Genomic DNA, 23330 nt, shown 5'->3' with positions numbered 1-23330 from the left:
ATCCACGTGCGAAAGAACTACTTCGCGACAACCACCGGAATGCCGCGCAACTGCCCGGCGCCTTTCACCTCTTCCAGCGACTTCTTCACCGACGCGCTCGTCGCCGCTTCGATCTGCAAGCGCGCGGCGAGATCACGTTCGCCGCGCTTCACACCGGCCAGATTCGCCAGCTTCACGTGACCATAACCGCGCACGCGAGCATGCAGGTCGGCTAGCTTCGCGACATCGTCCAGATTGGTCGCGTTGAGCTTCGCGAACGCGCGCTGCAACGTGATTTCGTAATCGTCGGCGAGTTCGCGCTCCATCTTGCGCTCGAGCGTGCGGCCGAACGGATCGAGCATCGTGCCACGCAGGCCGCTGAATTTCGCCATCACGCCGAGCACTGGCCACATCCATTGGCCGAAGGTTTTCTTGGTCGGATTGACACCTGGCTTCGGGCGCGTGAGGGTCGGCGGCGCGAGGTTGAACTTGATGCCAAAGTCCTTGCCCGCCACGCCTTCGAACTGCGTTTCGAGTGCTTCACGGAACGCGCTGTCCGTATGCAGACGCGCCACTTCGTATTCGTCCTTCACCGCCAGCAGACGATAGAACGTTGTCGCCACGGCGCGTGTGATGCGCTCGCTCCTGGCATCGACCGAGAATTCCGCGCGGCGCGCCGCCTCGACCAGCGCGCGATAACGCTTCACATAATTCGCCCCGCCGTAGGTCTGGAGACGGCCTTCGCGATGCGCGATCAGTTCATCGAGTGTATCGACGCGTACCGCCTGCTTCGCCAGATGCCGCGCTTGCCACAGTGATTCGAGCGCCGCCGGATCTTCCGCCGCCACACGGCCAATCGAAAACGCCAGCTGATTCATCGGCACGGCGACGTTGTTCAGTTCGATCGCGCGCATCATTGCCGCGAACGACACCGGCACGAGCCCGAGTTGCCAGGCATAACCGAGCATCAGAATGTTCGCGCCGATGGTGTCGCCGAGAAAACGCGTGGCGAGCGCCTGGGCGTCGCACGTCGACATGCGATCTTCGCCCGCCGCGTGACGCATCTTGTCGATCAAAGCATCGGCATGCAGCGTCGCATCTGGATTCTGCACAAAGGTCGCATTCGGAATCGCATGCGTGTTGACGACGATGCGCGTGCGGCCATGACGCACCGTTTGCAGCGCATCGGCGCTGGCGCCCACCACCATGTCGCAGGCGAGCAGCACGTCGGCTTGTTGCGTGTCGATCCGGACCTGATTGAGCCATTCGTCGCGTGCGGCGAAGCGGACGAACGACAGCACCGCGCCGCCCTTTTGCGCAAAGCCCATGAAGTCGAGCACCGACGCGCTCTTGCCTTCCAGATGCGCAGCCATGCTGATCAAGGCGCCGACCGTCACGACGCCTGTGCCGCCCACGCCTGTCACCAGAATGTCGTACGGCGCGGCATCGAGATGCGTGGCGGGAACCGGCAATGCCTCGACGCGTGCAGCAAGGGCCGCCGGATCGAACGCAGCGCCAGCGGCTTTCTTCAGCTTGCCGCCTTCCACCGTGACGAAGCTCGGGCAGAAGCCGTTCACACACGAGTAGTCTTTATTGCACGACGATTGATCGATGCGGCGCTTGCGCCCCAACGCGGTCTCGACCGGTTCCACCGACAAACAATTCGACTGCACACCGCAATCGCCGCAGCCTTCGCACACTTCCTCGTTGATGAAGAGGCGCTTGTCCGGATCGGGAAACTCGCCTTTCTTCCGGCGCCGCCGCTTTTCAGCCGCACAGGTCTGGTCGTAGATCAGCACGGTCACGCCGTCGGTATCGCGCAACTCGCGCTGGACCGTATCCATTTCGCTGCGATGGTGGAACGTCGTGCCCTTCGGGAAAAGGTCGTGATGGCCGTCGTATTTCTCCGGCTCGTCGCTCACCACGACAAAGCGCGACACACCTTCGGCTTCCACCTGCCGCGCGATCTGCGGCACCGAGATGCTGCCGTCCACCGGCTGGCCGCCCGTCATCGCGACCGCATCGTTATAGAGAATCTTGTACGTGATGGTCGCTTTCGCGGCCACGGCCTGACGGATCGCGAGAATGCCAGAGTGAAAGTAGGTACCGTCGCCGAGATTCTGGAATACGTGGCGCGTTTTCGTGAACATCGAATGCGATGCCCAGTCGACGCCTTCGCCGCCCATCTGGATCAGCCCGGTGGTATCGCGCTCCATCCACGACGCCATGAAGTGACAGCCGATCCCCGCTTGCGCGATCGAACCTTCAGGCACCTTGGTCGATGTATTGTGCGGACAGCCCGAGCAGAAATACGGCGTACGCTTCACGCTATCCGCGGCGTTCGAGAGAATTTGCGGCGCGACCAGATCGACCACACGCTCGCGGCGGTCGAGCGCCGGCTTGTGCTTCGCGAGCCAGTCTGCAAACACGGGCAAGATGCGCGACGGCCGCAATTCACCCAGCGACGACAGCAGCATCGTGCCGTCCGCGGCGTTCTTGCCGATCACGATCGGACGCGTGCCTTGCGTGCGGTTGTAGAGATAGTCTTTGATCTGTTGTTCGATGACCGGGCCTTTCTCCTCGATCACCAGCACTTCGGACAAACCGGAAACGAACGCATCGATGCGCGTCATTTCCAGCGGGAACGACAAACCGACCTTGTAGATCCGCACGCCGGCGATTTCCAGATCGGCGACGGTCAGATCGAGCCGGCGCAGCGTTTCCATCAAGTCGAGATGCGCCTTGCCGCACGTGACGATACCGACGTTCGCATGCGGGCTCGGCGCGATCCATTTGTCGATGCTGTTGGCGCGCGCGAAATGGCGCACGGCGTCGAGCTTCGCGTGCATCCGCGATTCGATCGTCAGGCTCGGCAGATCGGGCCAGCGGTTGTGCAGGCCGCCAGCGGGAGCTTCGAAATCCTGTGGAATTGTCCAGTCGGTTTGCAGCGCGTCGAGGTCCACCGTCGAACCGGATTCGACCGTTTCCGAAATGGCCTTGTAGCCGACCCACGCGCCCGAAAAACGCGACAACGCCCAGCCATACAGGCCGAATTCGAGCATGTCGGCAATGTTCGACGGATTCACCACCGGCATGTGCCAGGCCATTAAGGCGAAGTCGCTCTGATGCGGCATCGACGACGACACGCAGCCGTGGTCGTCGCCCGCCACCACCAGCACGCCGCCGTGCGGCGAGGAGCCATACGCGTTGCCGTGCTTCAGCGCGTCGCCCGCGCGATCCACGCCTGGACCCTTGCCGTACCACATCGCGAACACGCCTTCGACGGTGCGTTCCGGATCCGACTCCACCCGCTGCGTGCCGAGCACGGCGGTGCCGCCGAGTTCCTCGTTGATCGCGGGCAGAAAGCGGATATCGCTTGCCGTGAGCAGCTTCTTCGCTTTCCACAACTGCTGGTCGACCATGCCGAGCGGCGAGCCGCGATAGCCGCTGACGAAGCCGGCAGTATTCATGCCTTGCGCCTTGTCCAGCGCGCGCTGCATCAGCACGAGGCGCACCAGCGCCTGCGTGCCGGTCAGGAAGATCCGGCCGCGCGTCGCGGTGAGGTTATCCGACAGCTTGTAGTCGGCGAGAGCGGGCGTGCCGTCGATGGGCAGGCGAGCGGTCATGGGTGAGTCTCCATTGTCGGTCGGAGTTAGCGCTTTAGCGCTTACTCCGATCCCATGCAAGATGATTGCGGTTTTGCATCCGCGCGCCGAGGTGTGGGACCACAAAAAGCGACGCAGCGAAAGAGACTCTATTTTTTAGCGCCGGTTGGAGTAGATTTTTTCTACTTGATCTCGCGAATAGCGAATGCGCGCGACGGGTCGCGCGTTTTAATGGAGTTTTGAGATGTATCTGCCAGGCGGCGGGCGGGTACGGGTATGCCCTGGGCGTGTGCGGAAGGTGTCAGGCGCGACTTTCGCCTCAGGAATCCGTGGCCGGTTCCACCGCCGTGGGGGACTGCACCATACTCGCGCCGTGCGCTGGGTCGAGCGGCACAACCTCGTTGAAATGCGAGTAGTCGATGTGACTCACGCCGTCTTCCTCGCGCATGACATCGACGTATTTGTGCTGCCAGTAGATCTGATCGCACGACCACATGTGTCGCGCTTGCATCGTCTGCGAGGTCGATTCGTCGATCCCTTCAAGCGTGAGCAGCAGCGACGCGTCGCGGCCTTTGAGCGTTTCCGCGGTTTCGCCGAAGAGCGGGCTGTTTTCGTCGATGACGTGCATCAGGCTCCAGCCCAGTTTGAACACCGGATGCTGGTCGCGCACCAGCGCCAGGTCGTAGAGCTTGCGCAGCGTATAGCCTTCGATGGTGGTCTCCAGCCGCATGATGCGCAGCTTCGCGCGTGCTTCCGCGATCACGTTCTGACGTGCGTTGGCGGCGCGCACCATCAGCGTCATGCGGCCTTCGAGCGGCCGGACGATCGCGTAGCGGGCAAACATGATCTTGGCGTGCGGACGCGAAAAGCGCGCGAAGATCAGCCCCGTCGCCAAGGCGATGCTGGACATGCCGACAAAGATTTCCAGCGTCGCGATCCAGTGGGCATAGACGGTTTGCGGATGCATGTCGCCGTAGCCGACCGTCGCGAGCGTTTCGACGCTGAAGAAAAATGCGCCGCCGAAGCCCGATGGAAACTGATTCGCGATCGGCGCATTGCCGAGCATATAGAGCGTGGCAAACACGGTATTGAGCAGCAGGAACAAAACCGCGAGCGACACGAAAAACATCGGCCAGCGGACGACGAGTGCCCGGTGATAGAGATCCTGCCAGAGCGGCGTCGGCATGCCGTGCGCGATGACCACGCGGTCGTCCAGACGCATTTCGCGGCTGCCGCGCGCGCGGCGTTTTTGCGCACGCGCTTCGTCGTTGCCGATGCTGGACAAGCGGTCTGACTGTTCGATAGCCATCGCGTGCTCGTGGAGAAGAGGCGCGCGCCGCGGGCCTAAGGAAATGCTCGCGGCTTTGGAATGCCGGCGCCGTGTTCGATGTCGTCGACGGCCTGCTGATGCGCTGCGGCGACGGCTTCGGCTTCGTCTGCATAGCCGTTGTCGCCGCCAATGGTGGTCCACGGCCGGACGGCTTTTTCACGATGCCGGATTTCGTATTCCGCGTCCCAGCGTGCGCCGTTGAGTCCCAGTGGGCGGACGTGAATCGAGTACACGCCGTAGAGGAAGAGCTGCTCAGCCATGATCGCCTCCAGCCGGTTGGTTCAGAGGTGGCGCGGTGCGACGGGCGCGGCGCCGGGTTGCCTAGAGTTCGATTTCCCCGAGGATGCGGTGGGCGAGGGCTTTGGCTTCCTCAAGGGCTTCTTCTGGTGTCGACGAAGTGGCTTCGACTTCGTAGACCGTGGTCTCCTGGTCGGCGCTTGCTTCACCTTCGTCGCGCGAAAGGGTGACGAGGCCCTGCCACGTGTCCCTTTGTATTTCTCTTATCGAGGCGGTGGCCGAGTAGATGCCTTTGGTGTAGGTGATGTCCTCCATGGCGACGCTCCTTGTTCCAAAGGGGTGGGTTTTTTCATCCTAGCACGATGATGGAGGTTCGGCTTTTTGCCTGCGCGGCGCTCCATGTCCGTGACACTACGCGCCGCGCAAGTCAGAAAAACTACAACAGCGCTACGACTTCATCCAACGAAGGCGCGTGGGCACCGGCGTGCCGGCAAGCCGCCGCGCCGGCGGCCAACGAAAAGGCGAGGTGCTCCGGCCACGCCCTTTGCGGCGCGGTCATCAAGCTGAACAGCAAACCACCGATCGACGCATCCCCCGCACCAACGGTATCGACCACTTCAACCCGCGGCGGCCGAGCTTCCACGATCATCGCGCCATCGATCAACACCGCGGTTTCCGGCCCACGCGTCACCAGCACGGTGGCAGCAGGATTCATCGCCCGCAACCGCGCAAGTGCTCCGGCCTCGTCGTCGGTCTTGAACAGCATCCGCAAATCCTCATCCGACACCTTGATCAGATCCGCCAGCGCAGCCATCTTCCGCAGCGTCGGCTCGTACCCATGCTCCATCAGGTTCCGGTAATTCGGATCAAAACTGATTTTCACGCCGTGCGAGCGCAACTCGGCGGCCAACGCCGCTAACGTGTCGCCAAGCGGTTGCCGCACGAGGCTGATGCAGCCAAAGTGCGCCCACTTCACCTGCCCGATCCAGCCCGCCGGCAAGCGCGCCGGATCGAAGGCCAGATCGGCGCCGTTCTCACCCATGAAAAAGTACGCCGGCGGATGCGTCTGGTGAACGATCGCCAGCAAGGGCGGGCGCTCCACCCGCTGCATGAAGCGCATGTCGAGACCCGCGGCGACACTCGCGTTCCACAGTTCGTCGGAGAAATTGTCGACGCCCAGCGACCCGGCACACGCCGTCGGCAAACCGAGCCGGGCTACGCAGCGCGCGACGTTCCAGCCAGCGCCGCCGGGGCGCGAGAGCCATTGCGAGGCGCCGGTCCGCACGAGATCGGTAAGGATGTCGCCGGCGGAAACGAACAGGGGCAATTCAGTGGTTGCGCTCATTTTGTCTCCTCCATGGATTCAGCCGCTGCGGCCTCGCCCGAAGGCAGCGCGTGCGTCAGCACCTCGTAGCACGCGCCCATCGTGTGATAGTCGGTCTTGCCGGCAGGACTCTTTTCGTCGCTGTACTTACGGTTGTCGCACGTGAGGATGCGATACCATGCGCCATATTTGTGATCGACGAAATGCGCCCAGCTGTAGCGCCAGATTTCGTCGTACCAATCCCAGAAGCGTTCGTTGCCGGTACGCTTGCCGAGTAGCGCGGCCGTCGCAAAGGTCTCGGCCTGGACCCAGAAATACTTGTCGTGGTCGCATACGGTGCCGTCCGGGCCGAAGCCGTAATACAGACCACCGTGATCCTCGTCCCATGCGTGGGTCATCGCGGCGTCGAATAGCTCGATCGCGCGCGGCAGCAGCCACGGCAACGGGCGATAGCGCTCCAGAATCAGCAGCAGCTTCGCCCACTCGGTCTGATGCCCCGGCTGGAAGCCCCACGGACGGAAGATGTTCGAGCTGTCTTCCTCGTTGTAATGCCAGTCCACCGACCAGTCCGCATGAAAGTGCTCCCACACCAAGCCCTGCGACAGCTTCGCCTGACGCAGCGTGATATTCGACGCTACCCGTTCCGCGCGATCGAGATAGACGAGGTGGCCGGTCGCCTCGTGCGCGGTCAGCAGCGCCTCCGTGGTGTGCATGTTCGCGTTCTGGCCACGGTAGGAACTGACGTGCCATTCGGGCGACGCTTCGTCGGCGTAGAGGCCGGCGGCGGCGTCCCAGAAGCGGTGCTCCATCAACTCGAAGGTTGCGCCGATCATCGGCTTCGCTTCTTCGATGCCGGCCATCGCCGCATGCGAATACGCGAGCAGCACGAACGCGAGGCCGTAGCAGTGGCGCGTCGCGTCGAGCGTGCGCTTCTTGCCGTCGTGCCATTCGAGTTCCCAGTCGTAGCCTTCGTGCTGCGCGTCCCAATGCGCTTCGCGCAGGAAGCGCAAACCGTGGCGCGCGTACTCGAGATGCTGCGGGTCGCCGAACTGGCGATACGCCATCGCATAGTTGAAGACGTAGCGGCAACTGCTCACCAGATGCCGCGTGGTCTTGTCGTAGACCGAACCGTCGTCGCGGAAGAAATGGAAAAAGCCGCCGCTCGGATCGAGTACGTTCGGCGCGTAAAAATGCAGCGTGTCCTGCACATGCGAAAGCAGAAAGTCGCGGCTGCGGAAACTGTCGACGGACGGCACCGCCGGGGCGGCGCCGTTCGTGGTTTGAAGCGGATCGGATTGCGTCATGGCGTTTTCACCAAAGTACTGGCACGGGCAATGAGATGGACGGGCAAGCGGACTTCAAGTTCGGCAGGTGAGTCTTCAAGCAGCAGTTCCACGCCGCGCCGGCCGAGCGCTTCCTTGTCGACCGAAATGGTGGACAGCGGCGGCGTGGCATGAGCGGCGGCGGGAATGTCGTCGAAGCCGATGATCGCGATGTCCTCGGGCACGCGGATGCCGCGCGCGAGGCACGCGCGCAGCGCGGCGAGCGCGGCGGCGTCGTTGTAGGCGAATACGGCATCGGGCCGTGGGCCGGGCGCGTCGAGCAACTGGTGCATGGCGCGCGCGGCGCCGCTGCCAGGGTCGAGGCCGGCGTCGATGGTGACTTCGAGCGACGGGTCGAACAGCAGTCCCGCTTCGAAAAACGCGCGCCGGTAGCCGAGCGCGCGCTGGGCGATGCTGAAGTGCGCGAGCGAGCCGCCGATGAAGGCAACGCGCTTGCGTTGCCGCTCGAACAGATGCTGCATGGCGAGCGTGGCGCCGGCGGCGTTGTCGAGATTCACCGAGCGCAGGCCCGGCGCCCACAGGTCGATCAATACGAGCGGGCGCTGCATCGCCACCAGCGTGGTCAATGTTTCAGGTTCGACGAAACCGGCGATCGCCACCGCATCGGGCGCATGCAGGCGCATCTGCTGGATCACGTCTTCGGTCGGACCGGCGGTCAGCACCGAAGGCACGATACCGCGTTCGCGGCACGCGTCTTCCACGCCGTGCAGCACGTGCGAAAAAAACGGGCTTACCGCGAAGTTGTTGTGCTGACGGTGCAACAGGAAAGTGAGGCGGCGGATGCGCGGGCGCAATTGGGCGGCGTCATAGCCGAGTTGCCGCGCCGCTTCGACGACGCGTACGCGGGTGGCCTCGGAAAGGCCCGGCTGGTTCTTCAGCGCGCGCGAGACGGTGCCGATCGACACGCTGGCCGCGCGGGCGACGTCGCGGATGGTTGTGGCCATCGAATGAAGCGGCCACGAGAAGGGTGGCCGCGCAGTGTTTGGGTTCGGGCGATTGTATAGTAAAACGTGGGTAAAACAGCCCGGATGACGCCCGAACCACACCCGGAAATACCCGTACGTGTTGAACTTGGCCCGAAATGTGTTGTTTAGTAAAAAACGCTAAACAAGGTATTTGCTCTGGCGCCTGACACCCGCCACCCGCCACGCGCCACGCGCCACGCGCCACGCGCCACCCGCCACGCGCCACCCGCCACGCGCCACGCGCCACCCGCCACCCGCCACCCGCCACCGCGCACTCAGTCGAAACGCATCGCCACCACGTCCGCCTGCCCACGCAGCAGCGCCACGCTCTCATCCGCATCGATCAGCACGAAACCGCTTGTCTCATGTTTCGCGCGCCGCTTCGCCACTGCCGCGACGGACGCAATATCCTCGCTGCTGTAAAACGACGGGCCGCCGTCCGACTCGACGCGCACGCAGCCGATCGCCATCGTCACGAAACCGAAGAAGGTCGGATTGCCGCGCCGGTCCTCACCGTGGATGCCCTCGGCCAGCCGGTCGGCGGGCGCGTAGAAGCGCTGCGCGCCCTCGTTGAACACGTGGATCGCGCGCAGTACGCGGTCCTGCCAGTCCTCGCTCTGGAACAGGATCAGGAAGTCGTCGCCGCCGACATGACCCAGAAAATCCCGGGTCGGTTCGCAGACGTCGGCGAGCACGGCGGCGGCGAATTTCAGCACTTCGTCGCCTTGCCAGTAGCCGTACTGATCGTTGAAGGGCTTGAAGTGGTTCAGGTCGACGTAACCCGCGTGGAAACCGGCGTCGTTGCCGAGCAGACGGGCAATGTGCGAACTGATCGGGATGTTGCCCGGCAAGAAGGTCAGCGGGTTCGCGTAGCGCGCGGCTTCGATGCGCACTTCGGTCACCGCGCGTACCAGGTTCTCGCCCGTGCCGAGGCCGACATATTTGCCGTTGTCGGTGATGACGAAGCCGTCGGCGAGATAGCGCTGGTCGTCGCTCGCGAGAAGCCTGGCCATCTGCTCGACGGTCATCGACTTCTCGATGATCACCGGCGACGCGTTCGCAAACAGCAGGCACGGCCGCTTGCCGAACAGCTCACGGTGATACGGCAGCGCGTAGCGGTCCATGAAGCTGCGCCGGTTGATCAGCGCGACCGGCTCGTCCTGCTCGACCACCGCGACCGCATGCAGACCGGGCAGGCGGTTGAACAGTTCGAGCACGTCGTTATTGGTCGCGTGGCGCGGCAGCGCGGGCGCATGCACCAGCATCTTGGCCGACGCCATGCCGCCCGACGGCGAGGCGCTGCTCACCGTGCGGGTGGTCTCCGGGAACACGGCGATGTGACCGGCACGCAGTGCGTCGCGGGCGTCGTCGGTGACGCTGCGGGCCGGCTGGGCATGCGGCCGGCCGAAAAAGTAACCCTGACCGCAGCCGATCCCCATGTCGCGCACCACGATCAGATCCGCCTCGTCCTCGATGCCTTCGGCCACCAGCCGCGCGCCGCTCGCGCTCGCGAAGTGCTGCATCGCGCGCACGGCTTCGAATTTGAGCGAATCGCTGGAGATGCCGTGGATAAAAAAGCGGTCGATCTTCACGACGTCCGGCTGCAAGCGCACCCATAGATTCATGCTGGCATTCGCGGTGCCGTAGTCGTCGAGCGCGAATTGCGCGCCGCCCATCCGCAGCGCCGAGATCACCGGCAAGAAGCTGCCGACATCGAGAATCGTGCTTTGCTCGGTCAACTCGATCACGATTCGTTGCGGATCGACGCCACGATGGCGCAGCAACGCGAGCGTGTTGTCGCGCGCTTCTGCCAGCTGACGGATCGCGCCCGCGCTGAAATTGAGAAACAGCTTGCCGTCGAAATCGAGCTTTGAGAAGGCGTCGATGCAGGTGCGTGCGGCGGCCTGCTCGAGTTCGATCGCGCAACCTTCGGCAAGCGCCTGCGAAAACAACGCGAACGGCGCCTCGAGCGACGTTCCCGCCGGGCCGCGGATCAGACCTTCATAGCCGAGGATCGCGCCGTCGTCGAAATCGATGATTGGCTGGAACACGGCGGACAAATCACGCCGGGCGATCAACTCCTCGATGCGCGGCGTAGCGGATCGGGAGGGCGAACGAAGGTACATGGCAGGTAGGCGTAGCGATCGACTTTCGGCTTATCGGCCCGCCCTGTCTGAAATTAAGTGAACTTTTAGTGAACCGTTGCACCGGGATGGTGCGGTTGGTCGTGCCTGTGACGGCCTGGCGGCCGGTTTCGCCATTGCCAGGACGTTGCCTATGCCATCCGGCCGAGGCGACAGCGCCCGCTTTTCAGCGTGAAATAACAAAAAAGCCGCACGGGGCGGCTTTCTTCAAATGACGCTCAGGGAGGGCGCTTATGAATGTCCTGTTTGCATTGCGCGCGTATTCAACGGCGTGCGACGGCGGCGGCGGGCCGCTCGCGCGAGGCAGCGTGGGCTTCGCCGCTGGTGTCGCGTGCACCCCAACGCTGCGCGAGCGCGGCGCACACCATCAGCTGGATCTGGTGGAACAGCATCAGCGGCAAGACCACGGCGCCCACCGCATGCGAGGCGAAAATCACCTTGGCCATCGGCACGCCGGCGGCGAGGCTTTTCTTCGAGCCGCAGAAGATGATCGTGATCTGGTCGGCGCGGTTAAAACCGAGCCGCTTGCTGACGAAAATCGTTACGGCCAGCGCGAGCGCGAGCAGCACGACGCTGATCAGCAGCAGGCCGCCGAGCGCGGACAGCGGAATCTGATGCCACAGGCCTTCGGTGACGGCTTCGCTGAACGCGCCGTACACCACCAGCAGGATCGAACCCTGATCGACGAACTTCAGCACGCCGCGATTGCGCTCGATCCACTTGCCGATCAGCGGGCGCAGCAACTGCCCGGCCACGAACGGCACCAGCAGTTGCAGCACGATGTTGCCCACCGTATGCCACGCCGAACTGCCGCCCGCAGCCTGATTGGTGACGACGAGGCTGACGAGTGCGGGAGTGATGAAGATGCCGAGCAGGCTCGAGGCCGACGCGCTGCATACGGCAGCCGGCACATTGCCCTTGGCAATCGACGTGAACGCGATCGACGACTGAACCGTCGACGGCAGCGTGCAGAGGAAGAGGACCCCCGCATAGAGCGCCGGCGTGACAAGTGGCGAAAGGAGCGGCTTAAGCGCGAGGCCGAGCAGCGGAAACAGCGCGAACGTGCTGAGCAGCACTACCAGGTGCAGACGCCAGTGCGTCGCGCCCGCAATGATCGCTTCGCGTGAAAGCTTGGCGCCGTGCAGGAAAAACAGTAGGCCGACCGCGACGTTCGTCACCCAGTTGAAGCCGACGGCGGCCTGCCCGTGAACGGGCAGGAAGCTCGCAAAGATCACAGTGCCCACGAGGCACAAGGTGAAATTGTCGGGAAGCAGTTTCGGGCGAGCCATGTCGGAATCTCAATTCGGTGATGCGGAAAGCACCCGGGGCGAATGCACGAATGCGCCCGCCTGAGGCTATGGAAAACGCCTATTGTTGTTGAAAACCGATTGAATATGCAAATTCATTTGCCGAATCGATTAATGATCTTTGTGCATTAAATTGCCGCTTCGCGAGTCTCTAGTCGAGCCCGGTGGGTAGTTCCAGTATTGGCGACCGTCTTTGTTTGGTCTACTGCCGATTCGACAAAACCGTCAAAAACTCTGCCTGCGATTCGTCCTGCGCGAGATGTCCACCGGTCTCGATATAGCCGCTCAATCAAGCTGTTTCAAGGCTTTCGCGCAAGGGCTGTGTCGCAGAAAAACGTCGCAGTAACAAGGTGTTACAACAGCGGTCGAGGCCTAACACTTTTTGGCTCGACACCCTTTGCCCGCGCCCATAAATTACTGCTCAAAGGCCATCGGGATGCCCCGTGCCGCGACAGAATCGCGGCGCTCGCGCCGGTCCCAGAACAAGTCCATCGCAGCTCGAACGGTGGGCTTCAGGCAGGTCTTCGGGCATGTGAGTCACGTGGTGGACGGGTTGTCGAGAACGAAGCACTGGGCGTGGGGCGCGGTTATCGTTGCGCTGTGTTCGTTCGCCTATGCAAAAGTGCCGGGCGTGGCGCACGGCGGCGGCGATCCGGCCGCTGGCCGCGGCGGCATGCAGTACGCCGGCTACCTCACGCCGGTGAGCGCCGAGTCACGCGCGGTGCCGCGTCCGCCGGCTAATGCGCCGGTTCGCACCGGATCGATTCGCGCCGATGTCGCCCGCTACAACGAAGAACGGGGTTCATCGCGCGCAATGCAGCGCCAGGGGGAAGACCCACGCCAGCAGGAAGGCTCGCCTTACCGCAACTAAAAACCCGCTCACTCGTCCCGCCGAATTCCTCTTCCTCGCTCCTCCGAGCCCGCTTTCCCGGCTTTCAAACCGGTTAGCTGCGGCTTCCCGCATTGCCTTCAGCCAAGCGCCCCTGTCAATGTGACGTTTCGACGCCACACTTTTTTGAAAACGCTCGGCAATAAACCACCTCATGTCGTCAAATTTGTTCGTTTCTGCGGCAATGCGTCATCCGTCTGTCATTTGAACCGTTATCACTGGGTCGGGTGCAATGTCAGTAACGCTTTGCGCGTTACCGCGAGGTTCGCGGCGACGCGGTGAACCTCGCCTGCGGTCGTCGCATTATCAGGCCCATAAGCGACAAAACTAACCAGACCGATATACCCGCAATAACCAACGATATTTTTGTCCATAAAAATGGTCCGCAAAGATGGTCCCGCCCAGATTGGCTCGATGACCGAACGGACAACAACAATGGTTCGAGCGAGCGCCCCCTTTCGCACAGCCACACCCCTTTGACAAAGACAGGAGAACCCATGAAAACAAGCATCAGCGGTGCGTTGAAGACCGCCCTTAAGGCAACCGCGTGCGCCGCTCTGCTGGCCAGTGCATCGTCTGCTTTCGCGCAATCGAGCGTGCAACTCTACGGGCAGGTCGACGAATGGGTCGGCGCGCAGAAATTCCCGGGTGGCAAGACCGCGGTTCAGGTGTCCGGCGGCGGTATGTCGACGTCGTACTGGGGTTTGAAGGGGGCGGAGGATCTGGGCAACGGCTACAAGGCGGTCTTCGCGCTGGAAGGCTTCTTCCTCGCCCAGAATGGCCAGTACGGCCGTTTCAAGGGCGACACGATGTTCTCGCGTAACGCCTACGTCGGGATCGAATCGCCGTACGGCACGGTGACGGCAGGCCGTCTGACCACCCCGCTGTTCGTGTCGACGATTCTGTTCAACCCGTTCATCGACTCGTATGTGTTCTCGCCGATGGTCACTCATACGTATCTGGGTCTCGGCACGTTCCCGACCTACTCGACCGATCAGGGTGTGACCGGCGATTCGGGCTGGAGCAACGCGGTGTCGTACGCATCGCCGAACTTCAACGGGCTGTCCGCGACGGCGATGTACGCGCTCGGCAACACGGCGGGTCAGAACGGCGCGAAGAAGTGGAGCGGCCAGGTGCTGTATTTCCACGGCCCGTTCGCGGCGACCGCGGTGTACCAGTACGTGAACTTCAACAACGTGCCGGGCGACCTCGGCAGCTTCAGCACGTCGGGCGTACCCGGCCTGAAGAGCCAGAGCGTGGCGCAAGCCGGCGTCTCGTACGACCTGAAGTTCGTGAAGTTCTTTGGGCAGTACATGTACACGTACAACCAGCAGACCGTTTCGAGCTGGCACGTGAATACGGCGCAGGGCGGCGTCTCGGTACCGGCCGGCCCGGGCACGGTGATGGCGTCGTACGCCTACTCGCGCGACGGCGGCGGCTTCGACCAGACCCGTCAGACGGCTGCGGTAGGCTACGACTATCCGCTGTCCAAGCGCACGGATATCTACGCGGCCTATATGTACGACAAGATCAGCAGCCAGTCGAGCGGCAACACCTACGGCGTCGGCCTGCGCGCGAAGTTCTAAGCGTCCGAGGCCAGGCGGGGCGCCTGCCAAGCGCCGCGCGCTCCGGAACAGGCAACACCGTCAAAGCCCGCCTTCCCTGGAAGGCGGGCTTTGACGCTTCTGGCGTCCGCTTACGTCCGATTTACCGCCTGATTTTTGATAAACCCTGCAAAATGGCGTCGATTGATTCCTGAAGCGAGCGATTCAGATGGACACCCTCGTCAGCATGAAAGTGTTCCGCCACGTGGTCGAAGTCGGCAGCTTTGTCGGCGCGGCCGACCGGATGGAGATGTCGGCGGCGATGGCGAGCAAGCACGTCATGCACCTCGAACAGCAACTCGGTGCCCGCTTGCTGAACCGCACCACGCGGCGTGTCGCGCCGACCGAGGCGGGCCGCGAGTACTACGAGCGCCTGAGTCAGGTGCTCACCGAACTCGAAGAAGCCGAGCAGGCGGTCGGCGCGGCAAGTGTCGTGCCGCAAGGGCGCTTGCGGGTATCGTCGCTGTCGGCGTTCGGCTTGAGCCACGTGATGGCCGCGGTGGCCGACTACGCCGCACAGTATCCGCAGGTCACCGTCGACATCACGCTGTCCGACCGCGTGGTCGAACTGATCGACGAAGGCTTCGACGTCGCGATCCGGGCCTCGCCGAGCGGCCTGAAGTCGTCTTCGCTGATCGCGCGGCAGATTGCGACCGCCCATCTGGTGCTGTGCGCGTCGCCTGCCTATCTGCGCCGGCACGGCACGCCGAAGACCGTCGCCGAGCTGGCGCGCCACAACTATCTGCAATACGCCGGCGTGTCCCCGCTTGAAATCGCGACCGCAGCCGGCGATGCTTCGCCCCGCATGCGTCTGTCAGGCAATCTGATCGTCAACCACCTGGAGGCGCAGCGCGTGATCGTGCTGCAGGGCGCCGGCATCGCGATGCTCGGCACCGAGGTGATCGGCGATGATCTGGCCGCGGGGCGGCTCGTGCCGCTGCTGGTGGACGACGTGCCGCCGCGCGAGTTGCCGATCCATGTGGTCTATGCGAGCCGCCGGCATCTGTCGGCCAAGGTCCGTTCGTTTGTCGACTTCCTCGCCGAGCGGTTTGCGAACGAATCGCTGTGGCCTTCGCTTGAACAGATCAAGGCGATGGCGGTGCGCTAAGCGCCTCACCCTGTTTCGCTATACTGGTTGGCAGCACCCATACGCGTAACGATCCGGGGGAAACATGACCGATCTCTCCACGCCGCAGCGCGCCGGTAGCCACAAGCTGCCAGCGGGCCGGCGCCTGCGCTTCGTCACCGCCGCGGCATTGTTCGACGGCCACGATGCGTCGATCAACATCATGCGGCGCATCTTGCAAGCGAGCGGCGTCGAGGTGATCCATCTCGGCCACAACCGCTCGGTCGATGAAGTCGCCACCGCCGCGCTGAACGAAGACGCCGACGGCGTCGCCGTGTCCAGTTATCAAGGCGGCCACAACGAATACTTCCGCTACCTCGTCGACCTGCTGCGCGTGCGCGGCGGCGAGCGTATCAAAGTGTTCGGCGGCGGCGGGGGCGTGATCGTCCCCGAAGAAATCGCCGCGCTCGAACGCTATGGAGTCGAAAAGATCTATTCGCCGCATGACGGCCAGCGGCTCGGTCTGCAGGGCATGATCGACGACATGATCGCGCGCTGTGCAGAAGTGGCGCGCGCTGCTGCCGCCGTGCGGGAGAGTCCGGTTGCCGAGTGGGTGGCTGGTCTGTCGGCTTGCGGGCTGCCGCGCTTCGAACCGCTCGCGGCGTTGCATACCGACACGCGTACCGGGCCGGGCACGAAGCCGCGTGCCGGCGATCCGTCCGTCAAAGCGCGTCAAACAGGCGAAGCGAGCCACGGCAACCAGACTGCCAACACGGTGGACATCGCCCACACCGCCGAACATCCAGACCCTGCAGCCTTCACCTTCCGCCGCCTTGCACAACTGATCAGCGCGTACGAAGCGGGCCGCGTCAAATCGGCCGAGCAGGAAATACTTTCGGTTCTCGCTGAAGCAATCGAGGTTCCCGTCCTCGGTATCACCGGTACCGGGGGCGCCGGCAAATCCTCCCTCACCGACGAACTGATCCGCCGCTTTCGCCTCGACTATGGCGACGCCCTCACCATCGCCGTGCTGGCGATCGACCCGTCGCGCCGCAAATCCGGCGGCGCGCTGCTCGGCGACCGCATCCGCATGAACGCGATCGGCGACTGGGGCGGTGGTGCGCGCGTGTATATGCGCTCGATGGCGACGCGCGACGCATTGAGCGAAATCACCGACTCGCTGCCAGACGTGCTCACGCTGTGCAAGGCGGCGGGCTTCGATCTGATCATCGTCGAGACGTCCGGGATCGGGCAGGGCAATGCGGCGATCGTGCCGTTCGTCGACGAATCCTTGTATGTGATGACACCCGAATTCGGCGCGGCCAGCCAGTTGGAGAAGATCGACATGCTCGACTTCGCCGGCTTCGTTGCGATCAACAAATTCGATCGCAAGGGTGCGGCGGACGCGTTGCGTGACGTGGCGAAGCAGGTGCAGCGCAATCGCGGCGACTTCGCGAAGGCGCCCGGCGCGATGCCGGTGTTCGGCACGATCGCCTCGCGCTTTAACGACGACGGCGTGACCGCGCTTTATCAGCACGTTGCCGAGGCGTTACGCGCGCATGGTTTGCGCGCCGGCGGCGGCCGCTTGCCGGCCCGCGACGACGTGCGCTTTTCGAGTGGCCGCAACGCCATCGTACCGCCGGCACGTGTGCGCTATCTGGCGGATGTCGCGCAGACTGTCCACGTGTACCGCGAGCGCGCCGATGCGCAGGCGCGCGTGGCGCGCGAGCGCTGGCAACTTACCGAAGCGCGCCGGATGCTCGGCGAAGCAAACGCGAGCTTAGGCGCCGGTGCGAGCACGGGCGAAGAAGCAGGCGATAACGGAAACCCAGGCGCGGTTGCACTGGCAGCGGGCCCAGATGTCGCCGGCGAGGCGGCAGTTCACGATGCAGAGCCGACGATACACACGCTAACACCACTCGACGCACTCATCGCCCAACGCACTGCCGCCCTCGGCGAACACGAACGCAAGCTGCTCGAAGCGTGGCCGCGAACGGTCGCCGCCTATTCCGGCGACGAACACGTCGTCCGCATTCGCGAGCGCGAGGTTCGCACGGCGCTCACCGTCACGACCCTGTCCGGTTCACAGGTCCGCAAAGTCGCATTGCCGAAATTCGTCGACCACGGCGAAATTCTGCGCTGGCTGATGCTCGACAATCTTCCCGGCTACTTTCCGTTCACCGCCGGCGTGTTCCCGTTCCGTCGCGAGAACGAGGATCCGACGCGTATGTTCGCCGGCGAAGGCGACCCGTTCCGCACCAACCGCCGTTTCAAATTGCTCTCCGAAGACATGCCGGCCAAACGTCTTTCAACGGCGTTCGATTCGGTCACGCTCTACGGCGAAGAGCCGCACGAACGCCCGGACATCTACGGCAAGGTGGGCAACTCAGGTGTCTCCGTCGCGACGCTCGACGACATGACAACGCTCTACGACGGCTTCGATCTGTGCGCGCCGGAGACCTCGGTGTCGATGACGATCAACGGCCCGGCGCCGACCCTCCTCGCGATGTTTTTCAACGTCGCGATCGATCAGCAGATCGCTCGCATGGAGCAGCAGCAAGGGCGCCCGCTCACGGAAGGCGAACTGGGCAAAGCTCGCCGTCATGCACTGGAAAATGTGCGCGGCACGGTACAGGCCGACATCCTGAAGGAGGACCAAGGACAGAACACCTGCATCTTCTCGACCGAGTTCAGCCTGAAAGTGATGGGCGACATTCAGGCGTACTTTGTGGAGCACGGCGTGCGGAATTTCTATTCCGTGTCGATCTCCGGCTATCACATTGCCGAGGCCGGCGCGAATCCGATCTCGCAGTTGGCTTATACGCTCGCGAATGGCTTTACCTACGTCGAGGCCTATCTCGCGCGCGGCATGTCGATCGACGATTTCGCGCCGAATCTGTCATTCTTCTTTTCGAATGGCATGGACCCGGAGTACACGGTGCTGGGCCGCGTCGCGCGACGCATCTGGGCCATTGCGATGCGCGAACGCTACGGCGCGAACGAGCGCAGCCAGAAGCTCAAATATCACGTGCAGACCTCGGGCCGCAGCCTGCACGCGCAGGAAATCGACTTCAACGATATCCGCACCACGCTGCAGGCGCTGATCGCGATCTACGACAACTGCAACTCACTGCACACCAACGCATTCGACGAAGCGATCACCACGCCCACCGAAGATTCCGTGCGCCGTGCGGTGGCGATTCAGTTGATCATCAACCGTGAATGGGGCCTGGCGAAGAATCAGAATCCGAATCAGGGCAGCTTCGTGATCGAGGAACTGACCGATCTGGTGGAGGAGGCAGTGCTGGCCGAGTTCGACCGTCTGACCGAGCGCGGCGGCGTGCTCGGCGCGATGGAAACCGGCTATCAACGCGGGCGCATTCAGGACGAATCGATGCTGTACGAGCATCGCAAGCACGATGGTTCGTATCCGATCGTCGGCGTGAACACGTTTTTGAGCGCGCATCCGCATGAGGCACCGCAGCCGATCGCACTGGCCCGCTCCACCGACGCAGAAAAACAGAGTCAGTTGACGCGACTGCGCGATTTCCAGGCACGTCATCATGACGACGCACCCGCGGCGCTTGAACGCTTAAAGCGCGCGGTGATCGACGATGAAAACGTGTTCGCGGTGCTGATGGACGTCGTGCGCCTATGCTCGCTTGGGCAAATCACGCACGCGTTGTTTGAAGTGGGCGGACAGTACCGCCGCAATATGTGAGGCCTGGGCATGCTGCGGCTTCAGAAGTGAGCCGCAGCAAAATCCGCTCCAACCTGGCGCCTTACCGCGCAATCCCCAGCCGCGTCTTGGCGTCGTTATATTCGCGCGTCAGACGAGTGACCAGTTCGCCGACGCTCGGCACATCGTCCATCAAGCCGACACCTTGGCCTGCGCCCCAGATGTCTTTCCACGCCTTCGCCTTGTCGCTGCCGAAGTTCATCGCGGTCTTGTCCGATTCCGGCAGCGCGTCCGGGTCCAGCCCCGCGTTCAGGATACTTTCGCGGATGTAGTTGCCGTGCACGCCGGTGAACAGGTTCGTGTAAATGATGTCCGACGCCGTGGAATTGACGATCGCCTGCTTGTAGCTGTCGACCGCGTGCGCTTCCCTAGTCGCGATGAAACGCGTGCCCATGTACGCGAGGTCCGCGCCCATGGCCTGAGCGGCGAGAATCGAGCCGCCATTGGCGATCGACCCCGACAGCACGATCGGGCCGTCGAACATGCGCCGCACTTCGCCGACCAGCGCGAATGGTGAGGTCGTGCCCGCATGACCGCCGGCACCGGACGCCACCAGGATCAACCCGTCGACACCCGCTTCCAGCGCTTTCTGCGCATGGCGAAGGTTGATCACGTCGTGCAGCACGATGCCGCCGTAGCTATGCACCGCGTCGACGATCTCCCGCGCCGGCGCGCGCAGGCTGGTGATGAAAATCGGCACCTTGTGTTCGACGCACACGCGCACGTCGTGTTCGAGCCGCGTATTCGACTGATGGACGATCTGGTTGACGGCAATCGGCCCGATGACCGCATCGGGATGGGCCGCCTTGTGCTCGGCGAGCTGAGCCTGAATCTGTGTGAGCCATTCGTCTAGCAATTCGGCCGGGCGCGCATTCAGCGCCGGGAACGAGCCGACGATGCCAGCCTTACACTGAGCCAACACGAGTTCGGGGTAGCTGACGATAAACATCGGCGAGGCGACGACGGGCAGCGCAAGTTTTTGCAGGACGGCGGGCAATGCCATGATGCGAGTCTCCAGATTGAGCGGACCGGTGCGACGGTGGGCGTCCGGCGATTATGAGTTTAGCGGCACATGGCCGGCAATGCGTTCAGGCTGACGAGCAGTAGTGCTGCCGCCGCAATCTCGCCGAATGCCGGGCACAGGGTCGCTGGAAAAAATTTAAGAACGATCGTTCTATTATAGGCGAAGCGACTCGGTCGCGGTCGGCCGGTTCGTTTAGAACAGTTGGAGGGAGAGTTCAGGTTCTACGCTTGCGTGGGCAATCCCACCTCTTGTCGACATATTGCGCTCCTACAATGCATTGACTCCCAAACGACAAGAGACCCCCTATGGCCTTCGAGGATTTCATGCCCTTTCGCGTCGCCGTGGGCGACGTCGATATTTTCGGAGTGAAGGGCGGAGCAGGGCCGCCGCTTCTGTTGCTGCATGGTCATCCGCAGTCGCATCTGATCTGGCAGCAGTGCGTGGCGCAGCTGGCCGAACACTTCACCGTCGTCGCCACCGACTTGCGCGGCTACGGCGCATCGGGCAAACCGCCGAGCGACGCCGAACACACGCCGTATTCCAAACGCGCGATGGCGGCCGATCAGGTCGCCGTGATGCGCCACTTCGGTTTCGAACGTTTTCTGGTTTGCGCACATGATCGCGGCGCCCGCGTCGCGCACCGGATGGCGCTCGATCATGCCGACGCTGTCGAGCGTTTGATGCTGCTGGACATCGCGCCGACGCTCGCGATGTACGAAGCCACCGACCGCGCCTTCGCGACACATTACTTCCACTGGTTCTTCCTGATCCAGCCGGAGCCGCTTCCCGAAACGCTGATCGGCGCAAACCCGGCCGCTTATGTCGATGCGGTGATGGGCGGCCGTCACGCGGGCCTCGCGCCCTTCGCGCCGGACGCCCTCGAAGCCTATCGCACCGCGCTGGCGCAACCCGGCGCCGTGCATGCGATGTGCGAGGACTACCGGGCGTCGGCGAGCATCGATCTTGAACACGACCGCGCCGACATCGAGCGCGGCCACAAGATTGGTTGCCCGTTGCGCGTGCTGTGGGGCGAGAAGGGCGTGATCGAGAAGTGCTTCGACGCGCTGACGGAGTGGCGTCATGTCGCGCGTGACGTGAGCGGGCGTTCATTGCCGTGCGGGCATTACATTCCTGAAGAGGCGTCGCAAGAACTGGTCGTCGAAATGCTGGCGTTTTTTGAAGCGGTCGAACAGTAAGCCGCTTCGTTCAACCGAGCGGCGGCAAGCGGCGCGCGACTGGCGTCGACTTGACGATCGCCGTGCTGGTCTCCGCGCGCTCGGTGACTTTCGACAGAATCTCATCGAGCTGTTCGATCGAATGCAGATACAGGCGGCAGATGAAGCAATCGTCGCCCGTCACCTTGTCGCATTCGACAAATTCCGGAATCCGCCGGATCACCTCTTCCACCAGATGCAATTGCCCGGGCAACGGCTTCACGCGCACGATCGCCTGCAACGTGAAGCCGAGCGCGCGCGGATCGATCTGCACGGTGAAGCGCTCGATCACGCCTTGCGCTTCGAGCCTTCGGACGCGTTCCGCCGTACTCGGCGCCGAGAGGCCGACTAAACGCGCCAGTTCGCTGACCGGCTGACGGGCATCTGCCGCCAGCGCGGCGAGTAGCGCGCGGTCGGTATCGTCGAGTGTCGCGGGCGGGGCGGGAGCAAGGCGTTTGGTCATGATTGCCTTCGATTATTAGGTTCCATCGCAGGAAGGCTTCAGTTTAGCCATGTATTCGCGCGATCGGATTAATTACACTGCTTCTCACGCAGGAATCAATTCGAGGATCGAATCATGGCGTCAAATGAAATTCGCCGCGGCGCGGCGGAAATGACCATGGCCATGCTGATGTCCGGCACCATCGGCTGGCTGGTGGTGTCGTCGCAGCAGAGCCCGTTCAATGTGGTGTTCTTCCGCTGCATCTTCGGCGGCGCGACCCTGGCGCTCGTGTGCGCCGTGCTCGGCCTGTTCAGGCGCAAGCTCTTCTCGTGGAAGATGTTCGGCCTCACGCTGCTTGGCGGCGCGGCCATTGTCATCAACTGGGTGCTGCTGTTCGCGGCGTATTCGCGCGCCTCCATCTCGATGGCGACCGCCGTCTACAACACGCAGCCTTTCATGCTGGTCGCGCTCGGCGCGCTGGTGTTTCGCGAGCGCATCAGTGCGTCGACGGTGGCGTGGCTGGTGGTCGCGTTCATCGGCCTCGTGTTCGTCGTGAAGGTCGAGCCGGCGGTGTTGGCGGTGCCGGGCCAGTATCTGGCCGGGGTCGCCTATGCAGTTGGCGCAGCGGCGATGTACGCGGTCTCGTCGATCATTACCAAGCGCCTCAAGGGCACGCCGCCGCATCTGATAGCGCTGATTCAGGTGTCGCTCGGCGTCGTGATGCTCGCGCCGTTCGTGCGCTTCGATGCGTTGCCCACCAGCGGTGTGCAGTGGCTCGAATTGATCGTACTCGGCATCGTCAATACGGGGCTCATGTATGTGCTGCTTTACGGCGCGATCCAGAAGCTGCCCACCTCGATGACCGGGGCGTTGTCGTTCATCTATCCGGTGGTAGCGATCATCGTCGACCGGGTTGCGTTCGGCCAGACGCTCGCGTGGATTCAGATACTCGGCGCGGTGCTGATTCTGGTGGCGGCCGCCGGCGTGAATCTCGGTTGGCGGATCGTGCCGCAGAGACGTCTCTCCTCGAACTGACGAGCGCGGCGCTCATTCGGAAACTGGGAATGCTACCGATTCCGGCGTAACTGGACGGCCGAACGGTTCATATTGACGGACTA

17 protein-coding genes are annotated in these 23330 nt (G+C 63.2%); 6 read left to right on the top strand and 11 right to left on the bottom strand.

Annotation, left to right across the window (positions count from 1 at the left end):
* Window positions 1-17: 17 nt before the first annotated feature.
* From ACAX43_RS29075 to ACAX43_RS29035, 9 genes are all read right to left on the bottom strand, one after another.
* Window positions 18-3605 carry an indolepyruvate ferredoxin oxidoreductase family protein gene (locus ACAX43_RS29075; RefSeq protein ID WP_370711794.1) on the bottom strand — a complete coding sequence of 1196 codons (3588 nt, stop codon included), beginning with the start codon at window positions 3603-3605 and terminating at the stop codon, window positions 18-20.
* Between the two features lie 298 nt (window positions 3606-3903).
* A complete protein-coding gene (locus ACAX43_RS29070; protein WP_370711793.1) occupies window positions 3904-4893 on the bottom strand; it encodes an ion channel in 990 nt (329 codons plus the stop codon).
* Between the two features lie 35 nt (window positions 4894-4928).
* The gene (locus tag ACAX43_RS29065) at window positions 4929-5174 is read right to left on the bottom strand and encodes a hypothetical protein (protein WP_370711792.1); all 246 of its coding nucleotides are present in this window, start codon (window positions 5172-5174) and stop codon (window positions 4929-4931) included.
* Window positions 5175-5235: 61 nt separating this feature from the next.
* Window positions 5236-5466 carry a hypothetical protein gene (locus ACAX43_RS29060; protein ID WP_370711791.1) on the bottom strand — a complete coding sequence of 77 codons (231 nt, stop codon included), beginning with the start codon at window positions 5464-5466 and terminating at the stop codon, window positions 5236-5238.
* A 121-nt stretch (window positions 5467-5587) separates the two neighbouring features.
* Window positions 5588-6496, bottom strand: coding sequence for a carbohydrate kinase (locus ACAX43_RS29055; RefSeq protein ID WP_370711790.1), 909 nt, complete (start codon window positions 6494-6496; stop codon window positions 5588-5590).
* Window positions 6493-7779, bottom strand: coding sequence for an AGE family epimerase/isomerase (locus tag ACAX43_RS29050; RefSeq protein ID WP_370711789.1), 1287 nt, complete (start codon window positions 7777-7779; stop codon window positions 6493-6495). The genes ACAX43_RS29055 and ACAX43_RS29050 overlap by 4 nt, the downstream gene beginning before the upstream one ends.
* Window positions 7776-8762, bottom strand: a complete 987-nt coding sequence (locus ACAX43_RS29045) for a LacI family DNA-binding transcriptional regulator (RefSeq protein ID WP_370711788.1) — start codon at window positions 8760-8762, stop codon at window positions 7776-7778. The genes ACAX43_RS29050 and ACAX43_RS29045 overlap by 4 nt, the downstream gene beginning before the upstream one ends.
* A 296-nt stretch (window positions 8763-9058) precedes the next feature.
* Window positions 9059-10909, bottom strand: coding sequence for an EAL domain-containing protein (locus tag ACAX43_RS29040; RefSeq protein WP_370711787.1), 1851 nt, complete (start codon window positions 10907-10909; stop codon window positions 9059-9061).
* A 281-nt stretch (window positions 10910-11190) separates the two neighbouring features.
* Window positions 11191-12216 (bottom strand): bile acid:sodium symporter family protein, encoded by a 1026-nt coding sequence (locus tag ACAX43_RS29035; protein WP_370711786.1) that lies wholly within the window; start codon window positions 12214-12216, stop codon window positions 11191-11193.
* Between the two features lie 550 nt (window positions 12217-12766).
* On the opposite strand from ACAX43_RS29035, the gene ACAX43_RS29030 reads away from it, so the two are divergent.
* The 4 genes from ACAX43_RS29030 to ACAX43_RS29015 all read left to right on the top strand — a co-directional run bounded on the left by ACAX43_RS29030 (window position 12767) and on the right by ACAX43_RS29015 (window position 19514).
* Entirely contained in the window at window positions 12767-13105 is a 339-nt protein-coding gene (locus ACAX43_RS29030) for a hypothetical protein (protein WP_370711785.1), read from the top strand.
* 515 nt (window positions 13106-13620) lie between these two features.
* The gene (locus ACAX43_RS29025; RefSeq protein WP_370711784.1) at window positions 13621-14709 is read left to right on the top strand and encodes a porin; all 1089 of its coding nucleotides are present in this window, start codon (window positions 13621-13623) and stop codon (window positions 14707-14709) included.
* 187 nt (window positions 14710-14896) lie between these two features.
* Window positions 14897-15835, top strand: a complete 939-nt coding sequence (locus ACAX43_RS29020) for a LysR family transcriptional regulator (RefSeq protein WP_370711783.1) — start codon at window positions 14897-14899, stop codon at window positions 15833-15835.
* 64 nt (window positions 15836-15899) lie between these two features.
* Window positions 15900-19514, top strand: a complete 3615-nt coding sequence (locus ACAX43_RS29015; RefSeq protein WP_370711782.1) for a methylmalonyl-CoA mutase family protein — start codon at window positions 15900-15902, stop codon at window positions 19512-19514.
* A gap of 61 nt (window positions 19515-19575) precedes the next feature.
* Here ACAX43_RS29015 and ACAX43_RS29010 read toward each other — a convergent pair whose 3' ends face one another.
* Window positions 19576-20535, bottom strand: coding sequence for an NAD(P)H-dependent flavin oxidoreductase (locus ACAX43_RS29010; protein ID WP_370711781.1), 960 nt, complete (start codon window positions 20533-20535; stop codon window positions 19576-19578).
* A gap of 326 nt (window positions 20536-20861) precedes the next feature.
* Here ACAX43_RS29010 and ACAX43_RS29005 point away from each other — a divergent pair, with 326 nt between their 5' ends.
* Window positions 20862-21752: an alpha/beta fold hydrolase gene (locus ACAX43_RS29005; protein WP_370711780.1), complete on the top strand. Its 891-nt coding sequence runs from the start codon at window positions 20862-20864 to the stop codon at window positions 21750-21752.
* A 10-nt stretch (window positions 21753-21762) separates the two neighbouring features.
* Here the strand turns inward: ACAX43_RS29005 and ACAX43_RS29000 are convergent, their stop codons facing one another.
* The gene (locus tag ACAX43_RS29000) at window positions 21763-22233 is read right to left on the bottom strand and encodes an Lrp/AsnC family transcriptional regulator (RefSeq protein WP_370711779.1); all 471 of its coding nucleotides are present in this window, start codon (window positions 22231-22233) and stop codon (window positions 21763-21765) included.
* A gap of 114 nt (window positions 22234-22347) precedes the next feature.
* Between ACAX43_RS29000 and ACAX43_RS28995 the strand changes: the two genes are divergently transcribed.
* Window positions 22348-23247, top strand: a complete 900-nt coding sequence (locus ACAX43_RS28995; protein ID WP_370711778.1) for a DMT family transporter — start codon at window positions 22348-22350, stop codon at window positions 23245-23247.
* Window positions 23248-23330: the final 83 nt, after the last annotated feature.

The organism is Paraburkholderia sp. IW21 (assembly GCF_041321145.1).
GTDB lineage: Bacteria > Pseudomonadota > Gammaproteobacteria > Burkholderiales > Burkholderiaceae > Paraburkholderia.
This window is presented reverse-complemented; position numbering and strand designations above follow the sequence as displayed.

Coding starts and splice junctions, on each gene's coding strand:
- ACAX43_RS29065 (WP_370711792.1), bottom strand. CDS start 5,174: ATGGCTGAGCAGCTCTTCCTCTACGGCGTGTACTCGATTCACGTCCGC.
- ACAX43_RS29005 (WP_370711780.1), top strand. CDS start 20,862: ATGGCCTTCGAGGATTTCATGCCCTTTCGCGTCGCCGTGGGCGACGTC.
- ACAX43_RS29075 (WP_370711794.1), bottom strand. CDS start 3,605: ATGACCGCTCGCCTGCCCATCGACGGCACGCCCGCTCTCGCCGACTAC.
- ACAX43_RS29045 (WP_370711788.1), bottom strand. CDS start 8,762: ATGGCCACAACCATCCGCGACGTCGCCCGCGCGGCCAGCGTGTCGATC.
- ACAX43_RS29015 (WP_370711782.1), top strand. CDS start 15,900: ATGACCGATCTCTCCACGCCGCAGCGCGCCGGTAGCCACAAGCTGCCA.
- ACAX43_RS29070 (WP_370711793.1), bottom strand. CDS start 4,893: ATGGCTATCGAACAGTCAGACCGCTTGTCCAGCATCGGCAACGACGAA.
- ACAX43_RS29060 (WP_370711791.1), bottom strand. CDS start 5,466: ATGGAGGACATCACCTACACCAAAGGCATCTACTCGGCCACCGCCTCG.
- ACAX43_RS29050 (WP_370711789.1), bottom strand. CDS start 7,779: ATGACGCAATCCGATCCGCTTCAAACCACGAACGGCGCCGCCCCGGCG.
- ACAX43_RS29025 (WP_370711784.1), top strand. CDS start 13,621: ATGAAAACAAGCATCAGCGGTGCGTTGAAGACCGCCCTTAAGGCAACC.
- ACAX43_RS29010 (WP_370711781.1), bottom strand. CDS start 20,535: ATGGCATTGCCCGCCGTCCTGCAAAAACTTGCGCTGCCCGTCGTCGCC.
- ACAX43_RS29055 (WP_370711790.1), bottom strand. CDS start 6,496: ATGAGCGCAACCACTGAATTGCCCCTGTTCGTTTCCGCCGGCGACATC.
- ACAX43_RS29000 (WP_370711779.1), bottom strand. CDS start 22,233: ATGACCAAACGCCTTGCTCCCGCCCCGCCCGCGACACTCGACGATACC.
- ACAX43_RS28995 (WP_370711778.1), top strand. CDS start 22,348: ATGGCGTCAAATGAAATTCGCCGCGGCGCGGCGGAAATGACCATGGCC.
- ACAX43_RS29035 (WP_370711786.1), bottom strand. CDS start 12,216: ATGGCTCGCCCGAAACTGCTTCCCGACAATTTCACCTTGTGCCTCGTG.
- ACAX43_RS29020 (WP_370711783.1), top strand. CDS start 14,897: ATGGACACCCTCGTCAGCATGAAAGTGTTCCGCCACGTGGTCGAAGTC.
- ACAX43_RS29040 (WP_370711787.1), bottom strand. CDS start 10,909: ATGTACCTTCGTTCGCCCTCCCGATCCGCTACGCCGCGCATCGAGGAG.